Here is a 19,688-nt window from a genome sequence, read left to right on the forward strand (position 1 = left end):
TATTTCCTCCTAAATTTTTATTCATTTACACCTGTAAAATTTTCAAATTCTTTTAATGAGGGATAGGCACCAAACTTTTTTACCTCTCCATCCACAATGGTTATCGGTAAGACACTAATGCCATTTTTATCTATTAATGATTTGACTTCCTCATTTTCCAAAAATACATTTGGTTCAATTGTTAAGCTATGACGCTCCACTTCGTAATTTGTTTCTCGTTGAATTTTCTGTAATGTTGGGCTCAAATATAATAGATTTTTATTTACTTCTGCTCCTGTCATCTTGATACCACAACACATCTCTGACTCAAATAAAACTAATGATTTCATTTTATCCCTTCCTCAACCACATAGATGCACATCTATGTGATGCTCAAAAAAATAAGGAGATTGTCTCCCTTAAGACTACTGTTTATTTTTATACTTTTTTGATATCAACTAAGTCTTTTCATTTCAATACGCCTCACCCTTTCATATAGACGGACATCTATGTATAATATAGATGAGAATCTATGTGTTGTCAATATATAATATTTGTTGCTTTTTCCATTAGGTATTTCAATTTATTGTTGAATACCTAATTTGAAAGGAGAAAACATGAATATTTCAGAAGAAAAAAAAGTCATTTACCATCTTATGCAAGCAATTATGACTGAAAGACGACAACTAACTGAACAATATTTTGACTTAAAAGAGCGATTAAATGAGCTTAGTCAAACTAACACGAATGTTCACGAAAATAATGAATATTCGACAATGAGACAAAATCATATTAAAAAAGAAGATATTGAGAACGCTAAGTACTTATTAGCAAAAAAAGAAGGAAAATCCTACCTTCCTTACTCAAAAATAGCATTACAAATTTCTCATCTTCTTAAAAGTCATGGTGTGCCACTAAGTAATAAACAAATATATGAAAAATTGATTAATGATTTTCAACTATCTATCAACTACTCAAATTTGACGAACAATATTTTACCAAGAATGAATTCAGATTCTTCTATAAACGTCGAGAAAGTGACTCGAGGTTACTGGCAGTATAAATTAAATAATTAGTAAAGGATGATTCAATCATGAAATCAGAAGTTGAAGTTAACTATTTATTTGTTAGTTATGTACAGCAATCTATTAAAAATTCTGCCAGTGCTTGCCTAAAAAAGAAACAAAAATATTCTCATACCTACTTTCCAACTGATTCATTAGAAGATATTATGAGAAGCAGTATATCCGAATCTTATTTATCTCTTGATTTTATCTCAGAATCTGAAATTATGAATCTAGAAAATTTCGCTGAGAACGAAGCGCTATCTAGGGCTATTGAACAACTAAACTTCAAAGAAAAAAAACTACTTTATGAAAAATATATTCAATGTAAAACAGATAGTGAAATTGCCCGAATTTTTGATATCAGCCGTCAAGGAGTCTCTATATTCAGAAAAAGATTATTAAAAAAACTTGAGGTATTTTTAAAAAGATAATCAATGGTGTAACAATCGTGCTCCCCCTTCCTTCTTTCACCTAACATTAAGGAAGGGGGGATATAATGAAAAATTTCTTACCACTAATTGAACAAGCCAAAAAAGGGGATGAACAAGCTATGGAATTGTTACTTAAAGATTTCAAGCCCTTGCTAATTAAAGAAGCATCCAGACAAGGCTATTTGGATGAAGATTGCTTTCAAAACTTAACTGAAACTTTTATAAAAATAGTCCGCAATTTTGATCCAGAAAAATACCTTGGTTAAATTAGAGAGACAGGCTACTTTGCCTGTCTCTTTTCTATCTTTTTTGAAAAAAATCAGAATTATGTTGCTTTTATTTCTTCTTTTTCCAATTTACTTATAGAAACATTGTTCTTTGATAATTGAATAATCTTCTATCAAATACGTTTTCTTTGTATTGAGCAACGCTTGAAAAGCGCCATGACCGTGTATTTTATTGCGAGCGATTTTTTTCAAGCAAAGTAGACTTGTCACCTACTGCCACGACATGCAAAGAATATAATGATACTTCTGTAAAGCTCGCCATAAACTGGGGAGAGGTGAAACTCCTATGATATCTTTTGACAAAAGATAATTTGATAGAAGAAAAGAGACAAATTTACAGATAACTATTTAAGATATTGAAGCTTAAACACATATTTCTATTTATCCAATTTATAAAATCAAAACGATATTTGTAAGAAGTAAGATTTTAACTCATCAATATTTTTCTAGGAAATGGGAGCTGGAAGTCTTATAATCAATATACAGTATTTGCTTCTAGCTCGCATCCCTTGAAACATATACTATATCTGAAAGAAAGGTTGAATAAAATTTTATTGATTAATTTTGAATATTCTATTAGTCTCAGAAAGGAAATTGCCTATGAATACTCCTGATAAAGTACCTTTGATTCTTGGTAGATATGTGAACCAACAAACCTTAATGAAAGAGCTGCATATTGGTTTCGACACGTTAAAAATGCTTCATCTAAACGGTTTAGAAGCGGTTATTATCGGGAGACAACATTTATATGACCTAGAAGACTTAAAGAACGTTTTAAATCAATTAAAAAGCGCTGAACATAAATAGGGAATAAAAACGAATATTAAAATCTTACAAACAACAAAATATCCTAATCCAAATAATGAATTAGGAAGGAAGATTTTATATGTCAGTATCTTTTAAACAATACACTAAGTATAATCAAAAGCTTTGGAAATTCCAATGTTACCTTGGAAAAACGGAATTTGGTGAAGAAGTACGCACTACTAGAAGTGGTTTCCAAACAAAAAAAGAAGCCCAGCAAACTTATCGACAGTTACAACTTGATTTTGATAAAAATAAGTTAAAGATGAATGGTAATATTACGTTTAAAGAGCTTTATGAAGAATTTATTGAACAATATCGTTTAAAAGTAAAACCATCTACTATCATGATAACAAGAAGAGCGATTGAAGATCATGCACTTGAATACTTCGGAAATAAAATGCTTAAAGACATTTCAGTCCGATTTTGTACTCAAGTCAATCGTCGCTGGATAAGAGATGGTTATAAGCAAGCTTATTATTTCCGCAGGGCTGTTGCTCAAATTTTACAATATGGTGTTCAACAGGAATTGATTCTTGAAAATCCCATGCGTAAAACTGAACCAATCAAACGTCAAGAAATTGATGAACATTTAGTCGCTACAGAAACAATGACTGTTTATACACCAAAAGAATTAGCTATTTTCTTGGAGTCTTGTAAAAAACATGGCAATATGAAAATCGAAACCTATTTTCGTATTTTAGCCTACACTGGTGCAAGAAAATCTGAAATACTTGCCTTAGAATGGAACGATATTAATTTTGATAACAACAAATTAACAATCAGTAAAACATTGGCAGAAGTTGAGTACGATCCAAAATCTAAAAAAACTAAAGTAGCCAGTCAAAGCGCCAAAACAAATGCCGGTAAAAGGACTATTTCAATTGATTTAGAAACGATGGCTATGTTACAGGAATGGCGAACTAGACAGCAGTTTGAGTTTAAGGTTTTGGGAATTAGAGCAACGAATAAGCATCAGCTAGTCTTCCCTAATAAAGATAATCTTTTTTGTCGCCCCGGTCAGCCAAATGACTGGTATGATGTCATAGCGACTAAGTACAACTTAAAACGAATTACACTTCATGAATTTAGAAAAACACATGTCTCTCTTTGCGCAATGGCTGATATGAACTTAGAGGATATTATGTACCGAGTTGGTCATAAAGATTCTAAAATGACTCGTCAGGTCTATAACTACTTCTATCCTGAACGTGAAGAACGCAGTGCAGATCAATTCGCACAATTCATTGAAAAAGAGAAATATTTATTTTAATCGCTGTTGTAGTTAGTTTTGTAGTTAGTTTGCTTTTACGAAAAAAAGAAGCACTAGAAACATTGATAAATCAACGTTTCTAGTGCTAAAAAAGGCTTTAGCCAACACTGCCTTCCAGTGTGTCTCCTACCTTTTTCTCTAAATCATCTGCTACCATGTTTGATAAAGCTATTTGTGAATTTGACTGAGGGAATGCTCCTTTTCCATAAGCAACTGGAAACTGTATATGGTCTCCGAGTTCAACTTTTAAACGTTGGGTTGTTTGATCAGGCATGGCGACATCAAATATATAACTAGTTAACACCGCATAGTTTTCAACGGTTTGATCCTTCGCTAAATCACTAGCTATTTGATTTGTCTTCTCAGGAATATTATCTGTCTGCTGAAGATAAATCAGTGAATCGCATCGGCCAATCCCCATATAAGTCATAAAGCTTTTTGATGAGATAGTCGTATGAAGATTTCTAGGTAATATCATTAGAAAAGCAGAAATAATCACGACTATCAGCATCGTCAGATACAATTTTTTCCTCACCAAAACATCTTTGATTCCTAAAAAGACATTGGTGGAAAAAAGATGATTTTTACTTAAGGTGAAATGGCTGCTTCTTCCGGTCTTCTCTTTAGGAGCACCAAACCGAATCGCCTGTGCCGCTGATATTTTACGAAATCGTCTCATTAATCCGTTAGTATAAAGTAAGATAATGCTGACAATTAGGATTGCCCCAAATAAACTGAACATTACACTTAGCATGCCATTATTGCTTTCTCCAAAATATAACCGAATGTTTTCCATCAAAGGTTGCTGAAGCACTAGAGCACTGACAAATCCTAGAATTCCAGCGAATAAAGAAAGCACACCATATTTTGCCAAGTAAATTTTACGAATCATGGAAACGCGGATTCCTATGGCTTTTAAGACACCAATTTCTTGATAATCTTCCTCTATTTTTGCTAATAATGTAAAGCGAATACACAGAAAGGTAACTAATATAACCAGGAGGCTGATAATAACTAGCACACCTATCATCATTCCATCAGTAATAGCATTAGCCAATTTGAAATTTTGGTAGCTGACCGAAGGCGGTCCATTGGATTCTAAACCTGCTGCTGCATACGCATTTTCTAAATCAGATATCTTTGAAGGATCCTTTAATCGAAAAAGAATTAATGTTTCTAATCTGCCGAACTTTTCCAGCTGCTGGTAGTCGGCAGGATGAAGTAAAAACCGTTTTGAAGAGATCAGTGCTGCATTCATTTGTGAATCACGCAAAAATCCAGCAACCTTGAAAGATATTCCATGAATGGATAATTGATCCCCTAGCTTCGCCTGTCCTTCTTTTAGATAGTATAATGGAACATAAACTTCTCCCTTTTTTGGTTGAATAATCTGGCCTTCTATATCCAACAAATAATCAAAATCTTTACTTTGGATAGTTACTCCATTATCTTGGATACTATCCTTCAAAGTATGCTCACCGATCGTAATTTCTGATCCTTCAAGATTTAGAAAAGGACTCGTTTGAACCGCCTGAACATTGGCTTGCGCTTTAGCAAACTGTTGCAGTCTTGCTTGGTTAACTTCTCCTGAATGCATCTGCATTAAATGAGGTGTTTTGGCTTGTTCCATACTATGGTCAATGGCACTTGCTAAGTTGACAGCGAGTCCTGCCGCTAAAGAAGTTAATAAAACTGCTAAACAAATGAACATGGTAATCGTTGCGGTAATTAGTCTGTTTTTTTTGATGTCATTCAAGACCAATTGTTTGTACATACGCACCCTACTTTCTCGGAAAATAAATTTCAAGTACAAAGGAATTGTTTTCGAGAAATGCCTGTGCTTTGCCACCTTGCTTTTCGGCCAGTAACCGAACAATATATAGGCCTAAACCAGATTGTCCGTTTTTCCGGCTGGTGTCAGCAGTATAGGTTCGTTCAAATACTCTATCCATATCAATCAAGTGGGGTTGATCGGTATCATTTTTTACTTGGAGAATCAGAAATCCTGAATTCTTTTGAATAGACAGCTGAACATAAGATTCGGCATACCGCAAAATATTCTGCAGGAGATTGATGAAAATTCGTTCGATTGTTTTTTTATCTCCTTTGATCAGCTCCATTAGATTCGTTTCATCAATCTGAATTTCCAATTGACGCCTCTCCAGCTCCTGATGAAAAGTCAGTAAAGTGGGGATTAAAATTTCTTCTAATGAAAGGACTTCTAGTTGAACTGGCTGATCCGATGATTCTAAACAAGAAAGCTCATAAAATAGATCAACTGTATTAGTTAGATCGTCAATCTTCTGCTGGATGATCGTTAGATAAGCGCTTCGTTCAGTTTCACTGAGATTCTCATCCCGCAGCAGATCAGAAAAGCCCTTAATTGAGGTCAAGGGGGTTCGTAAATCATGAGAAATATTAGTGATTTCCTGTTTCAGCTTCCTAGACTGCTGCTGCTCATGCTGTTGTTCTTGCTTAAACTGTGTGATTAAATTATTTACCTGCTTCGCAAAAAGATTAAGTTCCTGGTTACGAGAATTTGTTCGAAGATGTTCATTGGTGCCGAGCTCGGCAATAATTTCTTCCAACTGCTTAGTCATTTTTCTAACATCCCAGCGGTAAAGCTGGATCAGCAGAACGCTACTGACGAAAAGAACCAAAAATATGCCACATAGAATCCAACTCACCAACATCTTCAACCCTCTCTATCACTAAAAATCTTTTCGGTTAAACAAGCTCAACCCGATAATTAAACATAAAACGACTACGATACCGCCCGCTATCCAGTTTTCCGGCATTGGCGAGACCCTTCCCTCAAAAAATTGATTAACGACCTCAGCCAATAGATTGGAAGGAAAATAGTAAGATAACTGCTCATTTTTGACAAACAAGCGAAGAATTCCATACAGCAGCTCTCCTGCTAAAGTATAACTAAAAAATAAAACTAGAATCCTAAAAATCTGACTAATCTGAAGCATTGTTAGTACATGTCCAAAGACAAACATGCTAATAAACAGTGGTAAAAAATTACTGATAGAAATGAAGTAATCCTTTAAAATTCCTGGATCAGCAGTGAATAAAGTTTCTCCTAAAAACACTGTCAGTATTACACCCGCTGCAAATACAACCAATAAAACACCTAGCGTGATCAATAATTTAGCTAGAAAAATCGTCTGTTTAGAAATCCCAAAAGCAAGCGTCTGTTTTAATACCCCATCATTTTTTCCCATTAATAAAGAATTGAAAAGTACTACCATAAAGAAATTGATCACGACAGTTATTAACAAATTGCTAAAATAGAATAGCCAAGTGGTTTCAAAAAAACTATCAGACATATTCTTATAAACAACCGTAATCCCACAGCTAATCAGTAAATAACCTACACTGGATATATAAAATGCGGTTCTACGAAATAGACGATACTTCTCACTGGCCAAATAATTAATCATGTCAGCTTTCCCCAATTCGTTGTAAGAAATAGTCTTCCAGCTTCAAATCCTCTATCCTTAATTCACTGATGGAAACACCGTTACTTACTAAGAGTTGATTGATCTCTGCACTGTTTTCTAAGTGATTTTGAATACTAATCCAACCACTGGATAAACAACGATACTGGATATTCGGAAAATTACGCTCCAATAATTGGGCAGCTTGGTCGCTTCGATTCACCTTCAGCTTCAACTGCTTTTGACATTTTTCCTGTAATTCTGCCTGACTAATCGTTTCAATGAGTTTTCCTTCATGAATAAAAACGTAGCGAGTGGCAATTAGCTGCAATTCCTTTAAAATGTGACTAGCGATTAGGATAGTCACTTGCTTTTGCTGGTTCAGCTCCAGCAACAGTTGACGGATTTGATTAATACCTTCTGGATCCAAGCCATTTGTCGGTTCGTCTAAAACAAGACAATCAGGACTAGCCAGCAAGCATAGCGCTAAACCCAGCCGTTGCTTCATTCCCATTGAATATTCCCGAACCTTTTTTCTTGCCTGATTGGTAAGTCCAACCTGTTCCAGAACCTCAGTAATCTTGGACTTTTCAACTACCCCACGTTGAATCCGAAAATACTCTAAATTCTGCTGTGCTGTGAAATCTGAAAAAAAGGGCGGCTCCTCAATTAGAAAACCAATCCGACTACGAGACTCTGCCGGTTCAGAGCTGCCAAAAAGTTGGATTTCGCCGCTCGTCGGCTGGAGCTGTCCGGAGAGCATTTTAAAGAAGGTTGATTTTCCTGCACCGTTTTTACCAATTAAGGCGCAAATTTCCCCTTTAGCAAGGGTAAAATCCAGTGATTCAACGGCGGCTTCTGTTTTATAGTGCTTCGTTAATCCATTTACAGTGATGACAACAGCCATGGCTTCAACTCCTTCATTCCTTTGTTAGCTTTACTTTAGTTTATTTCCCGTGAATAAGCTTTAAGCAACTCATAAAGAAATCATAAAGAAGCTATACCAGCACAAACCCAATTCCCCAAATAGTTTTAATATATTCCTCTGTTGTTTCTTTTGCGATCTTTTTTCTTAAGTTAGACACATGAACACTAATTGTATTGTCATCCCCGACGTAAGTGCCTCGCCAAATTTTTTCGTAAATCTCTCTTTTCGCTAAAGCCCGCTCTGGATAATCGAGAAATAAACAAAGGATGTCAAACTCAGCATTTGTTAGCTGCAATTCCTTCTCGCAAATCGTTGCGGCATGTCTTGAGGAGTCTACTCGAATTTCTCGCCAGCTTTTTCCTTGCTCGTTGCTGTGAATCATCCGCCTCAGCTGTACGTCGATCCTAACAGCAACCTCATCTTCACTGAAAGGCTTGGTTATGTAATCATCCGCTCCGTTTTTCAGCAGCTGAACTTTATCCTCAATGGCTTTTTTGGCAGATAAGACAATAATTGGAACAGAACTAGTTGCTCTGATCTTTTGTAAAACATCTTCCCCTGTCATCCCTGGCAGCATTAAGTCCAATAAAATCAAATCAAAAGACTGTTGCTGCAATTGAAGTAATCCTTCCGTTCCAGAATACGCAGCAGTTGCCTGGCAATTTTTTTTATGCAATATTACCTGCAGCAAGTGATTAATTTCAGCATCGTCTTCAATAATTAGTACTTTTTTCATACGTCTTTATCTCCATTTTTGTTTTCTTATAAAAATAATAGCATATTCATCAGCCCACTTGTCGTATTTTTCAAGATAATAAAAAAAGACCTATTATGGTGAAATAATAGATCCCTTCCTCAATTCTTAGATTTATTGATTGTTCTTAAAGCTTTTTTTATGATGTACTGCGTCTCCTTTGTTTCACTTTCCTCCTGCCAGCATTGACATACCTGCCTTACAAACTCTGGCTGAGTTTTACTGGCATCGTTCAGCCAGTTTGCCACGCTGTCTCGTACGTATTTAGATGGATCTGACTTGAGGGGTTCAAGAATCACTAAGCCCTGCTGCGGATTTTCTTTTAAAACCTCAATGTGTTTACACCATACACCACGAGGACGAGTAACTTCGCTGGCAAACCGTCGCAGACTGTCATTCTCAGACAGACTCCATTCTGATAAACTATGAATACTTTCGTCTAAGTTGGCAATAATTCTAGGTCTAACCGCTGTCCAAGCCTCTTCCCTGACATTAAAATGAACGTCAGCAGCAAAGGGACGAATCTTTTCCAGCATCTGCTTAAGAGTTAAATCTGTATTTTTCCCAATCATAAACGTTCCCCAGCTGCGAACCAGATCAGATGAGTAGTGAGAAATAATTTTGAAAAATTCTTTGTCGTCATAAAGTATGGTTTGTTGAAGCAATCCTGCGCCAATCGTTTCACTTATCAGGTTACTAGTTTGTTTCTCCAAAGAGTCAACCATTTCTAAAATAGGCTGTAAATACTTTTCCCGATCATGCTTGACCAAGACCTGTTCTAACAACAGTCGGCGATCTATGGCAAACCATTCAACCACATTTGCACTTTCTAGTTCACCTTGATTTAATCGTTTAAGTGTACTTTTTGGTATTTCTTTCGTCGTACGAGCACCTTTTCGCTTAATAGGTTCCATGAGCCCCTCCTTACTATCTTTTTTGTAAATTCTTCATTAGGATTAATTAGTTTGATTTTAGCATATATGCTTCTGCTCGTACGGTTCTTTTCAGAATAATGCTCAGTTTTTAGAATGAAACTAACATTTTAGAGAGTTTAATTTAATGGTTATATTAGGCAACAAAAACCTAGTTAAAAATGGCAATGGGAGATTGACAGTTAAGATAAATGTGATAAAATTAATTTATGAATATTTTATACGAATATTCATAAAGAATGTTTCAACAAAGGAGGATTCAAGTGCCTTTAAAACCGGTATTGTCTTATGAGGACAAAGAGCGGCTCAAGTACGATCTGCAAGTTCTTTGTGAAAAACTTTGGATTTCGCAAGGTTACAGAAAAACAAGCATTAAAGAACTTTGTACAAAAACTAAGATTGCAATTGGCACTTTTTATTCTCTATTTACCACCAAAGAGGAACTTTTTTACGAAACTTCGCTGACTATACAAAATCGTTTGAAGGAGCAATTTATGCAAACGGTCATGAAGCAGCCGAATAAACGTGGCTTTGCGGAAGCTTTGAAAGAGCTATTTCGCGAATTCGATCGCAAACCTTTTCTATATGATGTGAACACACCTGACTTCCGAGCATTTGTCACTAAATTGTCAGAGGAAGAAATGCATGCATTGAAATTTGACAGTCTGGAATTTTTTGAATCAGCGCTGCAAGCAGCAAATTTGAAACCTAAAATCGAGCGTGCAAAATCTTATGCTGTGTTTAGTTCATTACTTTCGACGATTACCACAAAACAAACGATTGCAGCCATCTACAATTATTTCGATGTATTTAATTTTATGGCGGATACCTTAGTAAATGAATTATTTGACTAAATTGATGAATACAGGAGGAATATGAAATGATCAATGAAACAGCAAATTATTTCGAGAAAGCAGCTAAACAACTGGGACTGACCATTCAATTGCCACGACCTAGCAAAAAAATGAAAACTTCTTCTGCAATTACCAATGGATTATTAGGAATTGGTTTGATTACATCAGGCGTTGTCTTCAAAAAAGCTCCTTTAACTGTTCTAGGCGTCCTAGGAGCAGCCGGTGCCGTGATGCTGGCAATCGAAGAGTAGATGAGCAATCATCTACTTTTTTTCTGAAGAATTATGTAGTTGTTAAAATTATTCCAGTATTCACCGTGCAAACTTTATAGCCAAATTCAACTCTGCAACAAGTCATGCCTTCACCATACCTATGACTTTTGAAACGGTGGATAAGTCTTCCAACTGTTCATAACCTTGTCATTAAGAATCTCCTTAATTTTTATGTAGAACATCTCTATTTAATATATTGCCCCCTTTGCTTTCGTTTCAGAGGGCTTTTTTCAAGTATTCGTTAGTTTCAATAGTACACCACAGCTTTAGTTTCTTGGTTATTTATAACAAACTCTCCATACAAAAAGCGAATTTCCCTAATGGAAATTCGCTTAATTTTTATCAATTAGGAGATTCGATAACGTTTCATTCGCCAGTAAACCAACCAGTCAAATACCCCTTTTGCTAGAAGGAAAATAATCAGCACCCCAATCAAGTTCATTAGTACTGTGCCAAATAGAAAGCCTTCCTTCAGCTGAATCAATTGGAGTATTTTTAATGATCCATAGTTATTAATCGGAAATAATTGTAAGATCTTCGCTGGGACCCCTTCTTTAAAAACTCTTAGTAAAAGCTCCGGTGCAAAAAATGCACCTAAAGAAATAGCTAAGGAACTAAACGGTGATTTGGTCATACTTGAAACATAGCAGGTCATTGCCACAATAGCTGAAACACTGACAATCTGAACACCTCTAGTCAAAAAGAACACTTGCAGAAGATTAATAAACCAAGGAAAATCATACAATCGCCACATTAAGTTAGCTTGAACACTAACATTCCAACCGCTGAACCCAAAAATAATTTGGAAAAGAATAATCGTCACGAGCTGAGCAAATAGAAAAATTCCTAAGCTTAAAAGCATTGCCGCAGCCAGTTTACTTACTGTTGATTTGGAACGACCGTATTTAGTTGACAGTAGCAGCCCTATATTCCCTCCTGATACCTCATTAGAGAAAATTGTCGAGCACAGGAAGATAATCAAAAGTGACGTTAGTATAAATATTCGATCTAAGGCATCCATTAGAATGGACCAGCTTGGAAAATTACCCGTTTGAAGATAGCCATTTTCTGGCTGATTGAATCCGACTTGATCCAAAGTTTTGATACGGGACTGTTTGATCGGAAAAACTTTTCCTTCTTGTGCAGCATCGTAAATCTGAGTGAATAAGTCCCCTGAATTTTTAGTAAAAGTAGTAATCGTGTAGTAAGAATACATATCGAAAAAATCTGAATTTGGATTTTTTGCTCGTTCTTCACTGTAATCAACCAGCGTATCGTGGATTTTTTGACTGGTTAGATCCCCCTCGTACTTAGCGGTGATAGCACTATTTTTTTGAACAGCTGCGCTGCGTGAGATGTCCCCTTCAAGCCTACTATGCATCCGTGAATTCACTAAATAAATCTGAAAAATCCCGCCTAAGACAATCAAAAATACCACGAATGCTCCCAAAATTGCCTTATTCAGCAATACCTTTTGAATTTCATATTTAATTAATTGTAGCATCGAATCAAACCTCCTCTCTGAAATAATATAAATACAGATCTTCTAAAGTTGGTAAAACCTGTCTTGCCTGCTTGTTTGGAGACGTTTCACTTACAATTCGTAGTATGGTACCACGATCCGTGTTTTTTTGATTGCTGATGGTGTAGGTCATCTCGTAACCCATTACTTCACTTTCTCTTACTTCAACTTCCCAGACAAAATGTTCAATTTCTTGAATCAAGCGCTGCGCCGTACCGCGATTTTTTAACTTCCCTTTTTTCAAAACCAACAATTCATCCGCGATGTATTCCACATCAGAAACGATGTGAGTGGATAAAATCACAATTTTTTCTTGGGAAAACGAAGAAATTAAATTCCGAAAACGTACTCGTTCCTTGGGATCCAAACCGCTGGTAGGCTCATCTAAGATTAAAACCTCAGGATCATTCAGCAACGCTTGAGCGATTCCCAAGCGTTGCTTCATCCCTCCGGAAAACTTCTTAATTCGTTTGTTTTTTACTTCTTCCAACCCAACCTTGTCCAACAATTCGTTACTTTTGTGTTTAGCAACTGTAGGATTAAGACCCTTCAAAGCAGCAATATACAGCATGAATTTCATAGCTGTAAATTCGGGATAATAACTAAAATCCTGCGGCAAAAAACCTAAAATAGTGCGAAATTCTTGGCTGTTAGCATCCGTATTTTTTCGATTGTACATGACTTCTCCCTCATCGGCATTAATCAATCCACAAATAATACGGAATAAAGTTGTCTTTCCTGAGCCGTTGGAGCCGAGTAGTCCATACACACCAGGAGTCAAACTGAAGGAAACATTGTCCAGAACGACGGTTCCTTCATATTTTTTAGTAATATTCATTAATTCCAGCTTCATGTCATTTCCCTTCCAATTCTTCTTGTACTTTTTAAAATAATCATGGTTACTATCAGACTAGTCGCTAAAAAGCTGATGATCCAGATAGATATATTCGCCTCATACAAATCAAATTTACTTAAAACTCCCCAAATCACTACAACACTTGCACCAGAAACCAACCACAGTAAGATTCGGAAGCTTTGGGTATTCCAAGTCGTTAAAACTGACAATACTACGATAGTGCAGCAGTTCATCGGTACCAGCAAATACAACGCGCATTTCCAAAAAGCTAGCATCAAAAAGTCTTGTCCAATCAGAGAAATCCCAATAATAAAGACCAACTCAAACAAACCAAAAAGCAAAAATTTAGCTAACAGCTGCTGATCCAGATTGTATTTTAGGGTCTGCTCCAGCTCCCATGTACCATAGGAGAAGCTTTTCAGCAACTCATCTGTAAATAGCAATAAGGAGAACGATACCAATACCGTTAAACCAGCCATCAAAATACTCAAATTATGAGAGTCACTATACCCTTCATGTTGGATAACAACTAAAAAGCTTACAATTCCTATGAATAGTGCAATTTGCCTGATCCAGATTGTTGCTGGAATAAAGCGCAAAGTAATTTCCAACAAACTGAAAAATGACTGACGAGTATAATGCTGCTGTTCCATCAGTTGTTTGCCTTCAGTAATCACTTGTTGTTTGGCTTCATCGTTAGTCGCAATTTTTTGCTGAAGCACAATTCTCTTTAGTTTTTCTTCATTCAAAGTAAAAAGCCTCCTTATCTAGCAGTTTGCTTAACTTTTTAATCCCTTGGTTAATCCTAGATTGAGCAGTAGGAACACTGACTTCTGTCATCTTGACAATTTCCTTTACCTTTAAGTCATAATAAAATTTCAAAATAATCGCTTCTCTTTGAATATCCGGCAGCTGGTTTAAGGCTTGCTGGATTTCATCCGTCTTTTCTTCCTCACTAACTAGCTGAAAGGAGCTTTTTTGCCACTGATCTGGAAGGTAGTCTGCTAATTCTGTCGTGTTGAATTTTTTCTTACTATAATAGTTATTGCAGGTATTCACTGCGATCGTAAATAGATAATTGAAAAATTTCCCAGTGAACTGATACCTATCGATGTTTTTTATCAGCTTAAGGAAAATATCCTGTGTTAAATCCTCTGCCAGTTTAATCTGTCCGAAACATCTTCTAAAGCAATAGGAATAAATTGTCTGATAATAACGCTCTACCAAAAACTCCCACGCCTCTGGATCGCCCTTTTTAATTTTAAGAACCAACAAATAATCCTTGATAAGTATCACCCCTCTCCTTTAATTCCTCACTATATAGTAACAAACCCGCTGCCAAAATCCTTCTTTTTTTCTGGTTCGAAAACCTTTCCTCCTTCCCTACTCTCTACTAATGAACCAATGACCTTCAAAAATCATTTAAACGAGGGGAACTTTTTTTGTCAATTAGGTAAAAAAATGAACCATTTAGGAAATCTTGCTCCTTTTTTGACTTAAGGAGGCTAAACTTTAACCAGAAACTATATTTAAGGAGGAAACAAAAATGAACGCTTTTATCTCTACTATTGTCAATTTGACCATCCTAATCGCCTTAGTTTATTGGAACCATAAAGTAGAAACAACTGGATCCAAGGAAGAGAAATGGGGTCACGATAAATCTATTGTGGGAACCGCAAAACTACTTATCTTTTTTGCCCTTGTGGGGTTAGGATTTGATATTTTAAAAATTCTTTGCCATTTTTTGGGGCTTATCACAGAAGCTCCTGCCCTAGCTCCCAACTTGACTGTGAGCTTGATTGCTGTTGCCGTAATCTACTTCTTTCTATCTGTTTATTATAAAAAAACTGAGTCTGAACAGAAAAAACTACGAAAATCGATATATTTTTGGGAGAATAAGCCATCGTAATAACTAGTAAGCTAATCAATTTTTTACTAAAATAGCAGTTCCTAGTTATGTAAGATTTGAATGATAAAACTCTCATCATGATATCCTTTAAATGTAGGTTAGAATGTGCTAATATTTGCTGTAATTTCAAAGGAAGAAAAGAGGCAAAAGCGTATGATGGACTGGATTCTACTGTTTGTAACCAGCGTTTTCTGGTGAGTTGTTTTCCCATTTAGCTTTGACATCGCCAAGTCAAATAATCGTTATCGGTGTCATTCAGTGCTAGGATTCCGTTCAACGTTAGCTGTCAGCAGCTGGAAACGTTGGAAATTAGCTCAAACTCGTGCAAAAAAATTTAGCTGGCTGGCTGGGATAATTCAGTTTGTCATTGCGGTTCCTATTCTTGCCTCCAATCGGATCAGCGAAGAAACTGGAGCAATCATGATTGCCGGTTTGCTGTTCCTACTATTAGCAGCGCAGTTTATTTATGTACAACGGTGCTTGAAGAAAGCTTGCTACTCCAATCAGAACACGTTAAATAAAGCGTAACGAAAAATTCGTTACGCTTTTTATCAGTTATTTATTAGCTCTAATTTATTATTATTTGCAACGATACGCTTTACTGGTCAGTAAGTCCCATATAAATAATCTCTCTTTTTTGAATAGTAATCCTTCATAATTTTCGTTTTCAATCGCTTCTTCAATAGTAATCCCTACCGAATTGTCCATTTCGTCAAAAATCTGGTTGTAAATCTCTTTAAATCCTACTTCTCTCATGTCTTTCTTCCTCCTTCAAATTGTTATACTTTTTATTAATGGGACTATCCCCTTAATAACATTATTTTATTGACAAAACATCGACAAGACTAGATTTTTCTTTCAGAGATAATCTTAAGATTTGATAACCAATTCCAGATAATCCGGTAAAAAAATCTATTGGAATAAATTGACTATTTGATTTTAAATAAATCGGTTTATATATTTTGTCTACGTAATTATTAGCACCAAAACTACCGTGACATATGCAGCTTTCCTTGCTATTAGTTTTGACTGTAACAGTTTTGGGTATTTTTTTTTCAAGCTTATCAAAAACAATGTTGAATCCCGCTTCTCCTCTACACCAAGAATTACTAATCTTTGGCTCTGTAAGAATGTGATTATTAAACTTTTCCTTATACCATACTATTTTTTCTTGTATTGTTGAATCTTCGTGCATTTTACTCGATTCTATCAGTGAGTAGAGTACACCACCATAGCCATGAGAGAAACTGCCGTCCTTCATTTCCTTACACGAAATGCCAGTTGATAGATCAATAATTTTTTGTTTCAATTCTTTCGAAGGCTTCATTTCGTAAATTCTTATTAGTAAAACAATTAAACTAGCACTTCCACCTAGCCACTCATTCACTTGAGATTTCTTAGAGTCTAACTGTAACGTTCTCAATGCTTCCTCAACTAAAAGTTCATAGGAGTTTTCTCCAGTTAATTTCCATAAAATAAAATAACTAAATAATTTTCCTCCCTCGCCAAAATATGCACTCTGGAAATTTCCATCATTAATATTTTCTTGAATTTCTATCTCCAGTATATTTGATATGTCTGAATATTTTTTCTTTGGGTAGTACTCATTAAGAATTTTCAGAAAAACGTATATACCTAATATTCCGTTATATAAATTGTATGTTGGATATACAATTGTAGCTTTTTTGAAACTAACAGGAACAATGGTATACCAATCACAATATTCCATTCCTTCTGTTATCATAATTTGATCCACAATAATATCACCAATATTCACCGCTTTTCTTAAACTATGTGAATATAACTTTTCGTTATTATTGGGAATTTTTACTTCACACTCTCTAATAGAAAGTGTTCCAAGGCTTTCCTTAAGCAATAAAAAAGAATAATCAATTTGTTTTTGAGTCAGTTGATTAATATGTCCGATTGTGGCTTCTAAAGCATTTTTAGAAAAGATATTCTTTAATTCTTTTCCATTATAATAAATGCTTTTCAAGGTGGTAGTTGTATAAAATCTAGGAATATCATGAATCTGTAAAGCATCAAACTCATAAGGAATAACTTTTCCTAATATACTATCTTTTCCCCAAAGATTCATCAATACTCTTTCTTTTTCAATATAGTCTACCGAACAACTAGGATGGCGGATAAAAGAAAGATATTCATAATATTCTTCTGTATTTCGAAATAAAACACGGATCTCAACATCTTTAAAAATCTTTTCGATCTGGCAAATGACATTATGTTTATTCTTCATGAGCAATGCGTTCATCTTAAAGAAATATTTTTCAATATATTGTGAATAATCTCTTGGATTTACCATCATAAAGTTAAGCAAAGGTATATTTTCACTTTCAATGGACGAAGAATCTTCGTTTGATTTTTTGGAATTCTGTCCGAGCCCACCTGTAAGAGCATTTAGTACAACTTTTTCTTCACTTGACTTAGAAAAAGGTATTAGACTCGTAGAAAGAATACTGTGAGTTTCTAATCTACCTTTTCTGGAATCTATGTCTTTTTTTTCGATTTTATTAGGCTGTATTATCGTTTCTGTGTCTATAATCACTGGATACTTTCCAAATGCTATTAAATTGTCCATGTGTAAGTCTGTAGAACGTAACCAAAAAGTGATTGCTAATATGGTGCCATATGATTTATAAAAATAGACAATATCTTCTTCTGATTTGTTATTTTCATGAATAATCTCTTCCTCAATAGTAAACGAATCACCTACTAGTCTTTTTATCTTATAAAAAGTGATTTCATCTTGTATTTCTTCGATGAATGAGAGAAATTGATTAAATCGGTTCGAAATTTCAAGGCTTTTAAATTTGAAATATAAATTTGTTTCATTGCATCTGAACTTAAGCACAGATTTCCCTATGTCGTGACTATCACCTTGAGAAACTTTTATACTATTAATACTTATGGGTAGCTGTAAATCAAATTTTTTTATCAATTTCCCTAAAGAATTCGAAACAGCCTTATAGAAAGCCGTGAAATTATCACATGCATACTTAAGTCTATTTGCGAGAGATCGTGACAAAGCTGGATATGAGGCAAAGAAAGAAAATACATCATTATTAGTGAAAGCAAAATTTTCGAGGTACAATATCATATGTTCTTTTTCATTTGAAATATTTAGCTTATATTTTTTTGTCATATATTGAAAATCATACACTATAGTATTCTCGGAAATATCAAATAGCTCATCACATAAAGAATCACATAAACTATTAATTACCTCCTTTTCGATTTTTAGATTTTCTATATTGGATTGTTCAATGACATTTAAACAATGAACTTTAAATGCATTTATGTGGAACCTCAATACATCTCTCAACTCATAATTTTGAATAGGCATATCCTTTTTAAATAGACTGGTGTGATAATTAAACCAAGTACTTTCCAAAAGTTCTTTTTTTAAGCAGACAGACCTATCAAAATCCAACTTCGATATACAGCTATTGAATTCGCAATTATTCATTCCTAAAAACCTTAATATTTTATCATGATGTTTTTCACTCAGAAGACTTGCTTTTGATATCCATTTATCATATTCATCTAAATTATTTTCATAGACAAAATGAGTAAGTAAATTTTTTCTTTCTAAAATAGACATTCCTAAAGTGTACGTCAAAAATTTTTCCATTGTTTCCTCTCCAAAATGAACATAATATAGTAATAACTTATTAGTATAGTTGTAACGCCTTCAATATTTCCCTCTCATCACCAATAAAAACAGTAGTGCTCGTCATAGAGAATGGTTGTGATGTTTTTAAAATCCGTTAATTAATTTGCTTAGTTTCATAAAAAACTAAAAGGGTGAGACTATTTAAAAGAAAAAATTCCATCACTCGACTAAAAGACATGAACACATATTGAATCTCCGTTCCCTTTTTAACCCGATTCTATTCTATATCTAATCAAATTACAATCTATTTTATCGTATATCATGGTCTTTTTTTGCTCTGTCATCGACTTTTTGACGATGATCAAGGATTTCTGATTGTATAGTGGCCAATTCCTTTATCGTTTCGGTAAGATCATTTTGCAGCTTTTCTTGCCGCATTTTAAATTTTTTTCCCTCCGAAGCCAATTCCTTTTTGAGGTTTCTTTGCAGATATCGATAATACATAAATCCTCCAACTAAGAAAATGAAAAAGAGGATGACTACTGGTCGGTACCGACTCACAAACTCAGGAGCAAGCATATTAGAAAAAAACAAACAAAAGAAGAGAGCTCCGATTCCTTTGGATATAATGTAAATTTTTTTGTCACTCATCATAGTTCCCTCCTCCCTGACTATTCTACCCAACAGCCAAAAGATAAATGCCTTTTTTCCTAAATGGTCCTTTCTATTGCTTGTTTGGA

General features: G+C 34.9%; 23 protein-coding genes. 9 read left to right on the top strand and 14 right to left on the bottom strand.

Annotated features, from left to right (window positions below; all coding sequences use genetic code 11):
* Nucleotides 1–17: 17 nt before the first annotated feature.
* Nucleotides 18–329, bottom strand: coding sequence for an arsenite efflux transporter metallochaperone ArsD-related protein (arsD2, locus tag IGI46_RS20160; RefSeq protein WP_003744430.1), 312 nt, complete (start codon nt 327–329; stop codon nt 18–20).
* A gap of 267 nt (nt 330–596) precedes the next feature.
* Between arsD2 and IGI46_RS20165 the strand changes: the two genes are divergently transcribed.
* The 5 genes from IGI46_RS20165 (at nt 597) to IGI46_RS20185 (ending at nt 3,841) form a co-directional block, all read left to right on the top strand.
* Nucleotides 597–1,055 carry a hypothetical protein gene (locus IGI46_RS20165; RefSeq protein WP_010783800.1) on the top strand — a complete coding sequence of 153 codons (459 nt, stop codon included), beginning with the start codon at nt 597–599 and terminating at the stop codon, nt 1,053–1,055.
* A 17-nt stretch (nt 1,056–1,072) separates the two neighbouring features.
* Entirely contained in the window at nt 1,073–1,477 is a 405-nt protein-coding gene (locus IGI46_RS20170) for a sigma-70 family RNA polymerase sigma factor (RefSeq protein ID WP_002415733.1), read from the top strand.
* Nucleotides 1,478–1,542: 65 nt separating this feature from the next.
* Nucleotides 1,543–1,743: a helix-turn-helix domain-containing protein gene (locus IGI46_RS20175; protein ID WP_002372173.1), complete on the top strand. Its 201-nt coding sequence runs from the start codon at nt 1,543–1,545 to the stop codon at nt 1,741–1,743.
* Nucleotides 1,744–2,364: 621 nt separating this feature from the next.
* Entirely contained in the window at nt 2,365–2,571 is a 207-nt protein-coding gene (locus tag IGI46_RS20180) for a hypothetical protein (protein ID WP_003744413.1), read from the top strand.
* A gap of 79 nt (nt 2,572–2,650) precedes the next feature.
* Nucleotides 2,651–3,841, top strand: a complete 1,191-nt coding sequence (locus IGI46_RS20185; protein WP_002367047.1) for a site-specific integrase — start codon at nt 2,651–2,653, stop codon at nt 3,839–3,841.
* A gap of 97 nt (nt 3,842–3,938) precedes the next feature.
* Here the strand turns inward: IGI46_RS20185 and IGI46_RS20190 are convergent, their stop codons facing one another.
* From IGI46_RS20190 to IGI46_RS20215, 6 genes are all read right to left on the bottom strand, one after another.
* Entirely contained in the window at nt 3,939–5,615 is a 1,677-nt protein-coding gene (locus tag IGI46_RS20190; RefSeq protein WP_429974140.1) for an ABC transporter permease, read from the bottom strand.
* 7 nt (nt 5,616–5,622) lie between these two features.
* On the bottom strand, nt 5,623–6,441 hold the full coding sequence (locus tag IGI46_RS20195) for a sensor histidine kinase (RefSeq protein WP_429966051.1): 819 nt from the start codon (nt 6,439–6,441) through the stop codon (nt 5,623–5,625).
* Between the two features lie 111 nt (nt 6,442–6,552).
* Nucleotides 6,553–7,290: a hypothetical protein gene (locus tag IGI46_RS20200; protein ID WP_429974141.1), complete on the bottom strand. Its 738-nt coding sequence runs from the start codon at nt 7,288–7,290 to the stop codon at nt 6,553–6,555.
* Between the two features lies 1 nt (nt 7,291).
* Nucleotides 7,292–8,194, bottom strand: coding sequence for an ABC transporter ATP-binding protein (locus IGI46_RS20205; RefSeq protein WP_429966049.1), 903 nt, complete (start codon nt 8,192–8,194; stop codon nt 7,292–7,294).
* A 91-nt stretch (nt 8,195–8,285) separates the two neighbouring features.
* Nucleotides 8,286–8,951: a response regulator transcription factor gene (locus IGI46_RS20210; RefSeq protein WP_429966048.1), complete on the bottom strand. Its 666-nt coding sequence runs from the start codon at nt 8,949–8,951 to the stop codon at nt 8,286–8,288.
* A gap of 119 nt (nt 8,952–9,070) precedes the next feature.
* On the bottom strand, nt 9,071–9,883 hold the full coding sequence (locus IGI46_RS20215; RefSeq protein ID WP_429974142.1) for a DNA alkylation repair protein: 813 nt from the start codon (nt 9,881–9,883) through the stop codon (nt 9,071–9,073).
* A 281-nt stretch (nt 9,884–10,164) separates the two neighbouring features.
* Here IGI46_RS20215 and IGI46_RS20220 point away from each other — a divergent pair, with 281 nt between their 5' ends.
* Both IGI46_RS20220 and IGI46_RS20225 read left to right on the top strand, forming a co-directional pair.
* Nucleotides 10,165–10,755, top strand: coding sequence for a TetR/AcrR family transcriptional regulator (locus IGI46_RS20220; RefSeq protein ID WP_429966045.1), 591 nt, complete (start codon nt 10,165–10,167; stop codon nt 10,753–10,755).
* A 26-nt stretch (nt 10,756–10,781) separates the two neighbouring features.
* Nucleotides 10,782–11,006: a hypothetical protein gene (locus IGI46_RS20225; RefSeq protein WP_429966044.1), complete on the top strand. Its 225-nt coding sequence runs from the start codon at nt 10,782–10,784 to the stop codon at nt 11,004–11,006.
* A 367-nt stretch (nt 11,007–11,373) separates the two neighbouring features.
* Here IGI46_RS20225 and IGI46_RS20230 read toward each other — a convergent pair whose 3' ends face one another.
* The 4 genes from IGI46_RS20230 to IGI46_RS20245 are packed head-to-tail and all read right to left on the bottom strand — an operon-like array spanning nt 11,374 to nt 14,701.
* Nucleotides 11,374–12,531, bottom strand: a complete 1,158-nt coding sequence (locus IGI46_RS20230; protein WP_429966043.1) for an ABC transporter permease subunit — start codon at nt 12,529–12,531, stop codon at nt 11,374–11,376.
* Nucleotides 12,532–12,535: 4 nt separating this feature from the next.
* Nucleotides 12,536–13,402 carry an ATP-binding cassette domain-containing protein gene (locus IGI46_RS20235; RefSeq protein ID WP_429966042.1) on the bottom strand — a complete coding sequence of 289 codons (867 nt, stop codon included), beginning with the start codon at nt 13,400–13,402 and terminating at the stop codon, nt 12,536–12,538.
* Nucleotides 13,399–14,154 (bottom strand): hypothetical protein, encoded by a 756-nt coding sequence (locus IGI46_RS20240; RefSeq protein WP_429966041.1) that lies wholly within the window; start codon nt 14,152–14,154, stop codon nt 13,399–13,401. The genes IGI46_RS20235 and IGI46_RS20240 overlap by 4 nt, the downstream gene beginning before the upstream one ends.
* Nucleotides 14,147–14,701, bottom strand: a complete 555-nt coding sequence (locus tag IGI46_RS20245) for an RNA polymerase sigma factor (RefSeq protein ID WP_429974143.1) — start codon at nt 14,699–14,701, stop codon at nt 14,147–14,149. Before IGI46_RS20245 ends, IGI46_RS20240 begins: the two co-directional genes overlap by 8 nt.
* 250 nt (nt 14,702–14,951) lie before the next feature.
* Between IGI46_RS20245 and IGI46_RS20250 the strand changes: the two genes are divergently transcribed.
* Complete coding sequence (locus tag IGI46_RS20250) at nt 14,952–15,314, top strand: hypothetical protein (protein ID WP_429966039.1); 363 nt, start codon at nt 14,952–14,954, stop codon at nt 15,312–15,314.
* Between the two features lie 258 nt (nt 15,315–15,572).
* Nucleotides 15,573–15,842 (top strand): hypothetical protein, encoded by a 270-nt coding sequence (locus IGI46_RS20255; protein WP_429966038.1) that lies wholly within the window; start codon nt 15,573–15,575, stop codon nt 15,840–15,842.
* A 51-nt stretch (nt 15,843–15,893) separates the two neighbouring features.
* Here the strand turns inward: IGI46_RS20255 and IGI46_RS20260 are convergent, their stop codons facing one another.
* The 3 genes from IGI46_RS20260 to IGI46_RS20270 form a co-directional block, all read right to left on the bottom strand.
* Nucleotides 15,894–16,070, bottom strand: coding sequence for a hypothetical protein (locus IGI46_RS20260; protein ID WP_429966037.1), 177 nt, complete (start codon nt 16,068–16,070; stop codon nt 15,894–15,896).
* 61 nt (nt 16,071–16,131) lie between these two features.
* Nucleotides 16,132–18,966 (bottom strand): type 2 lanthipeptide synthetase LanM, encoded by a 2,835-nt coding sequence (gene lanM, locus IGI46_RS20265; RefSeq protein WP_429974144.1) that lies wholly within the window; start codon nt 18,964–18,966, stop codon nt 16,132–16,134.
* A 291-nt stretch (nt 18,967–19,257) separates the two neighbouring features.
* Nucleotides 19,258–19,599 (bottom strand): hypothetical protein, encoded by a 342-nt coding sequence (locus IGI46_RS20270; RefSeq protein ID WP_429974145.1) that lies wholly within the window; start codon nt 19,597–19,599, stop codon nt 19,258–19,260.
* Nucleotides 19,600–19,688 lie beyond the last annotated feature (89 nt).

This window comes from Enterococcus sp. AZ163, assembly GCF_050498925.1.
In the GTDB taxonomy this organism is placed as follows: Bacteria; Bacillota; Bacilli; order Lactobacillales; family Enterococcaceae; genus Enterococcus_A; species Enterococcus_A ferrettii.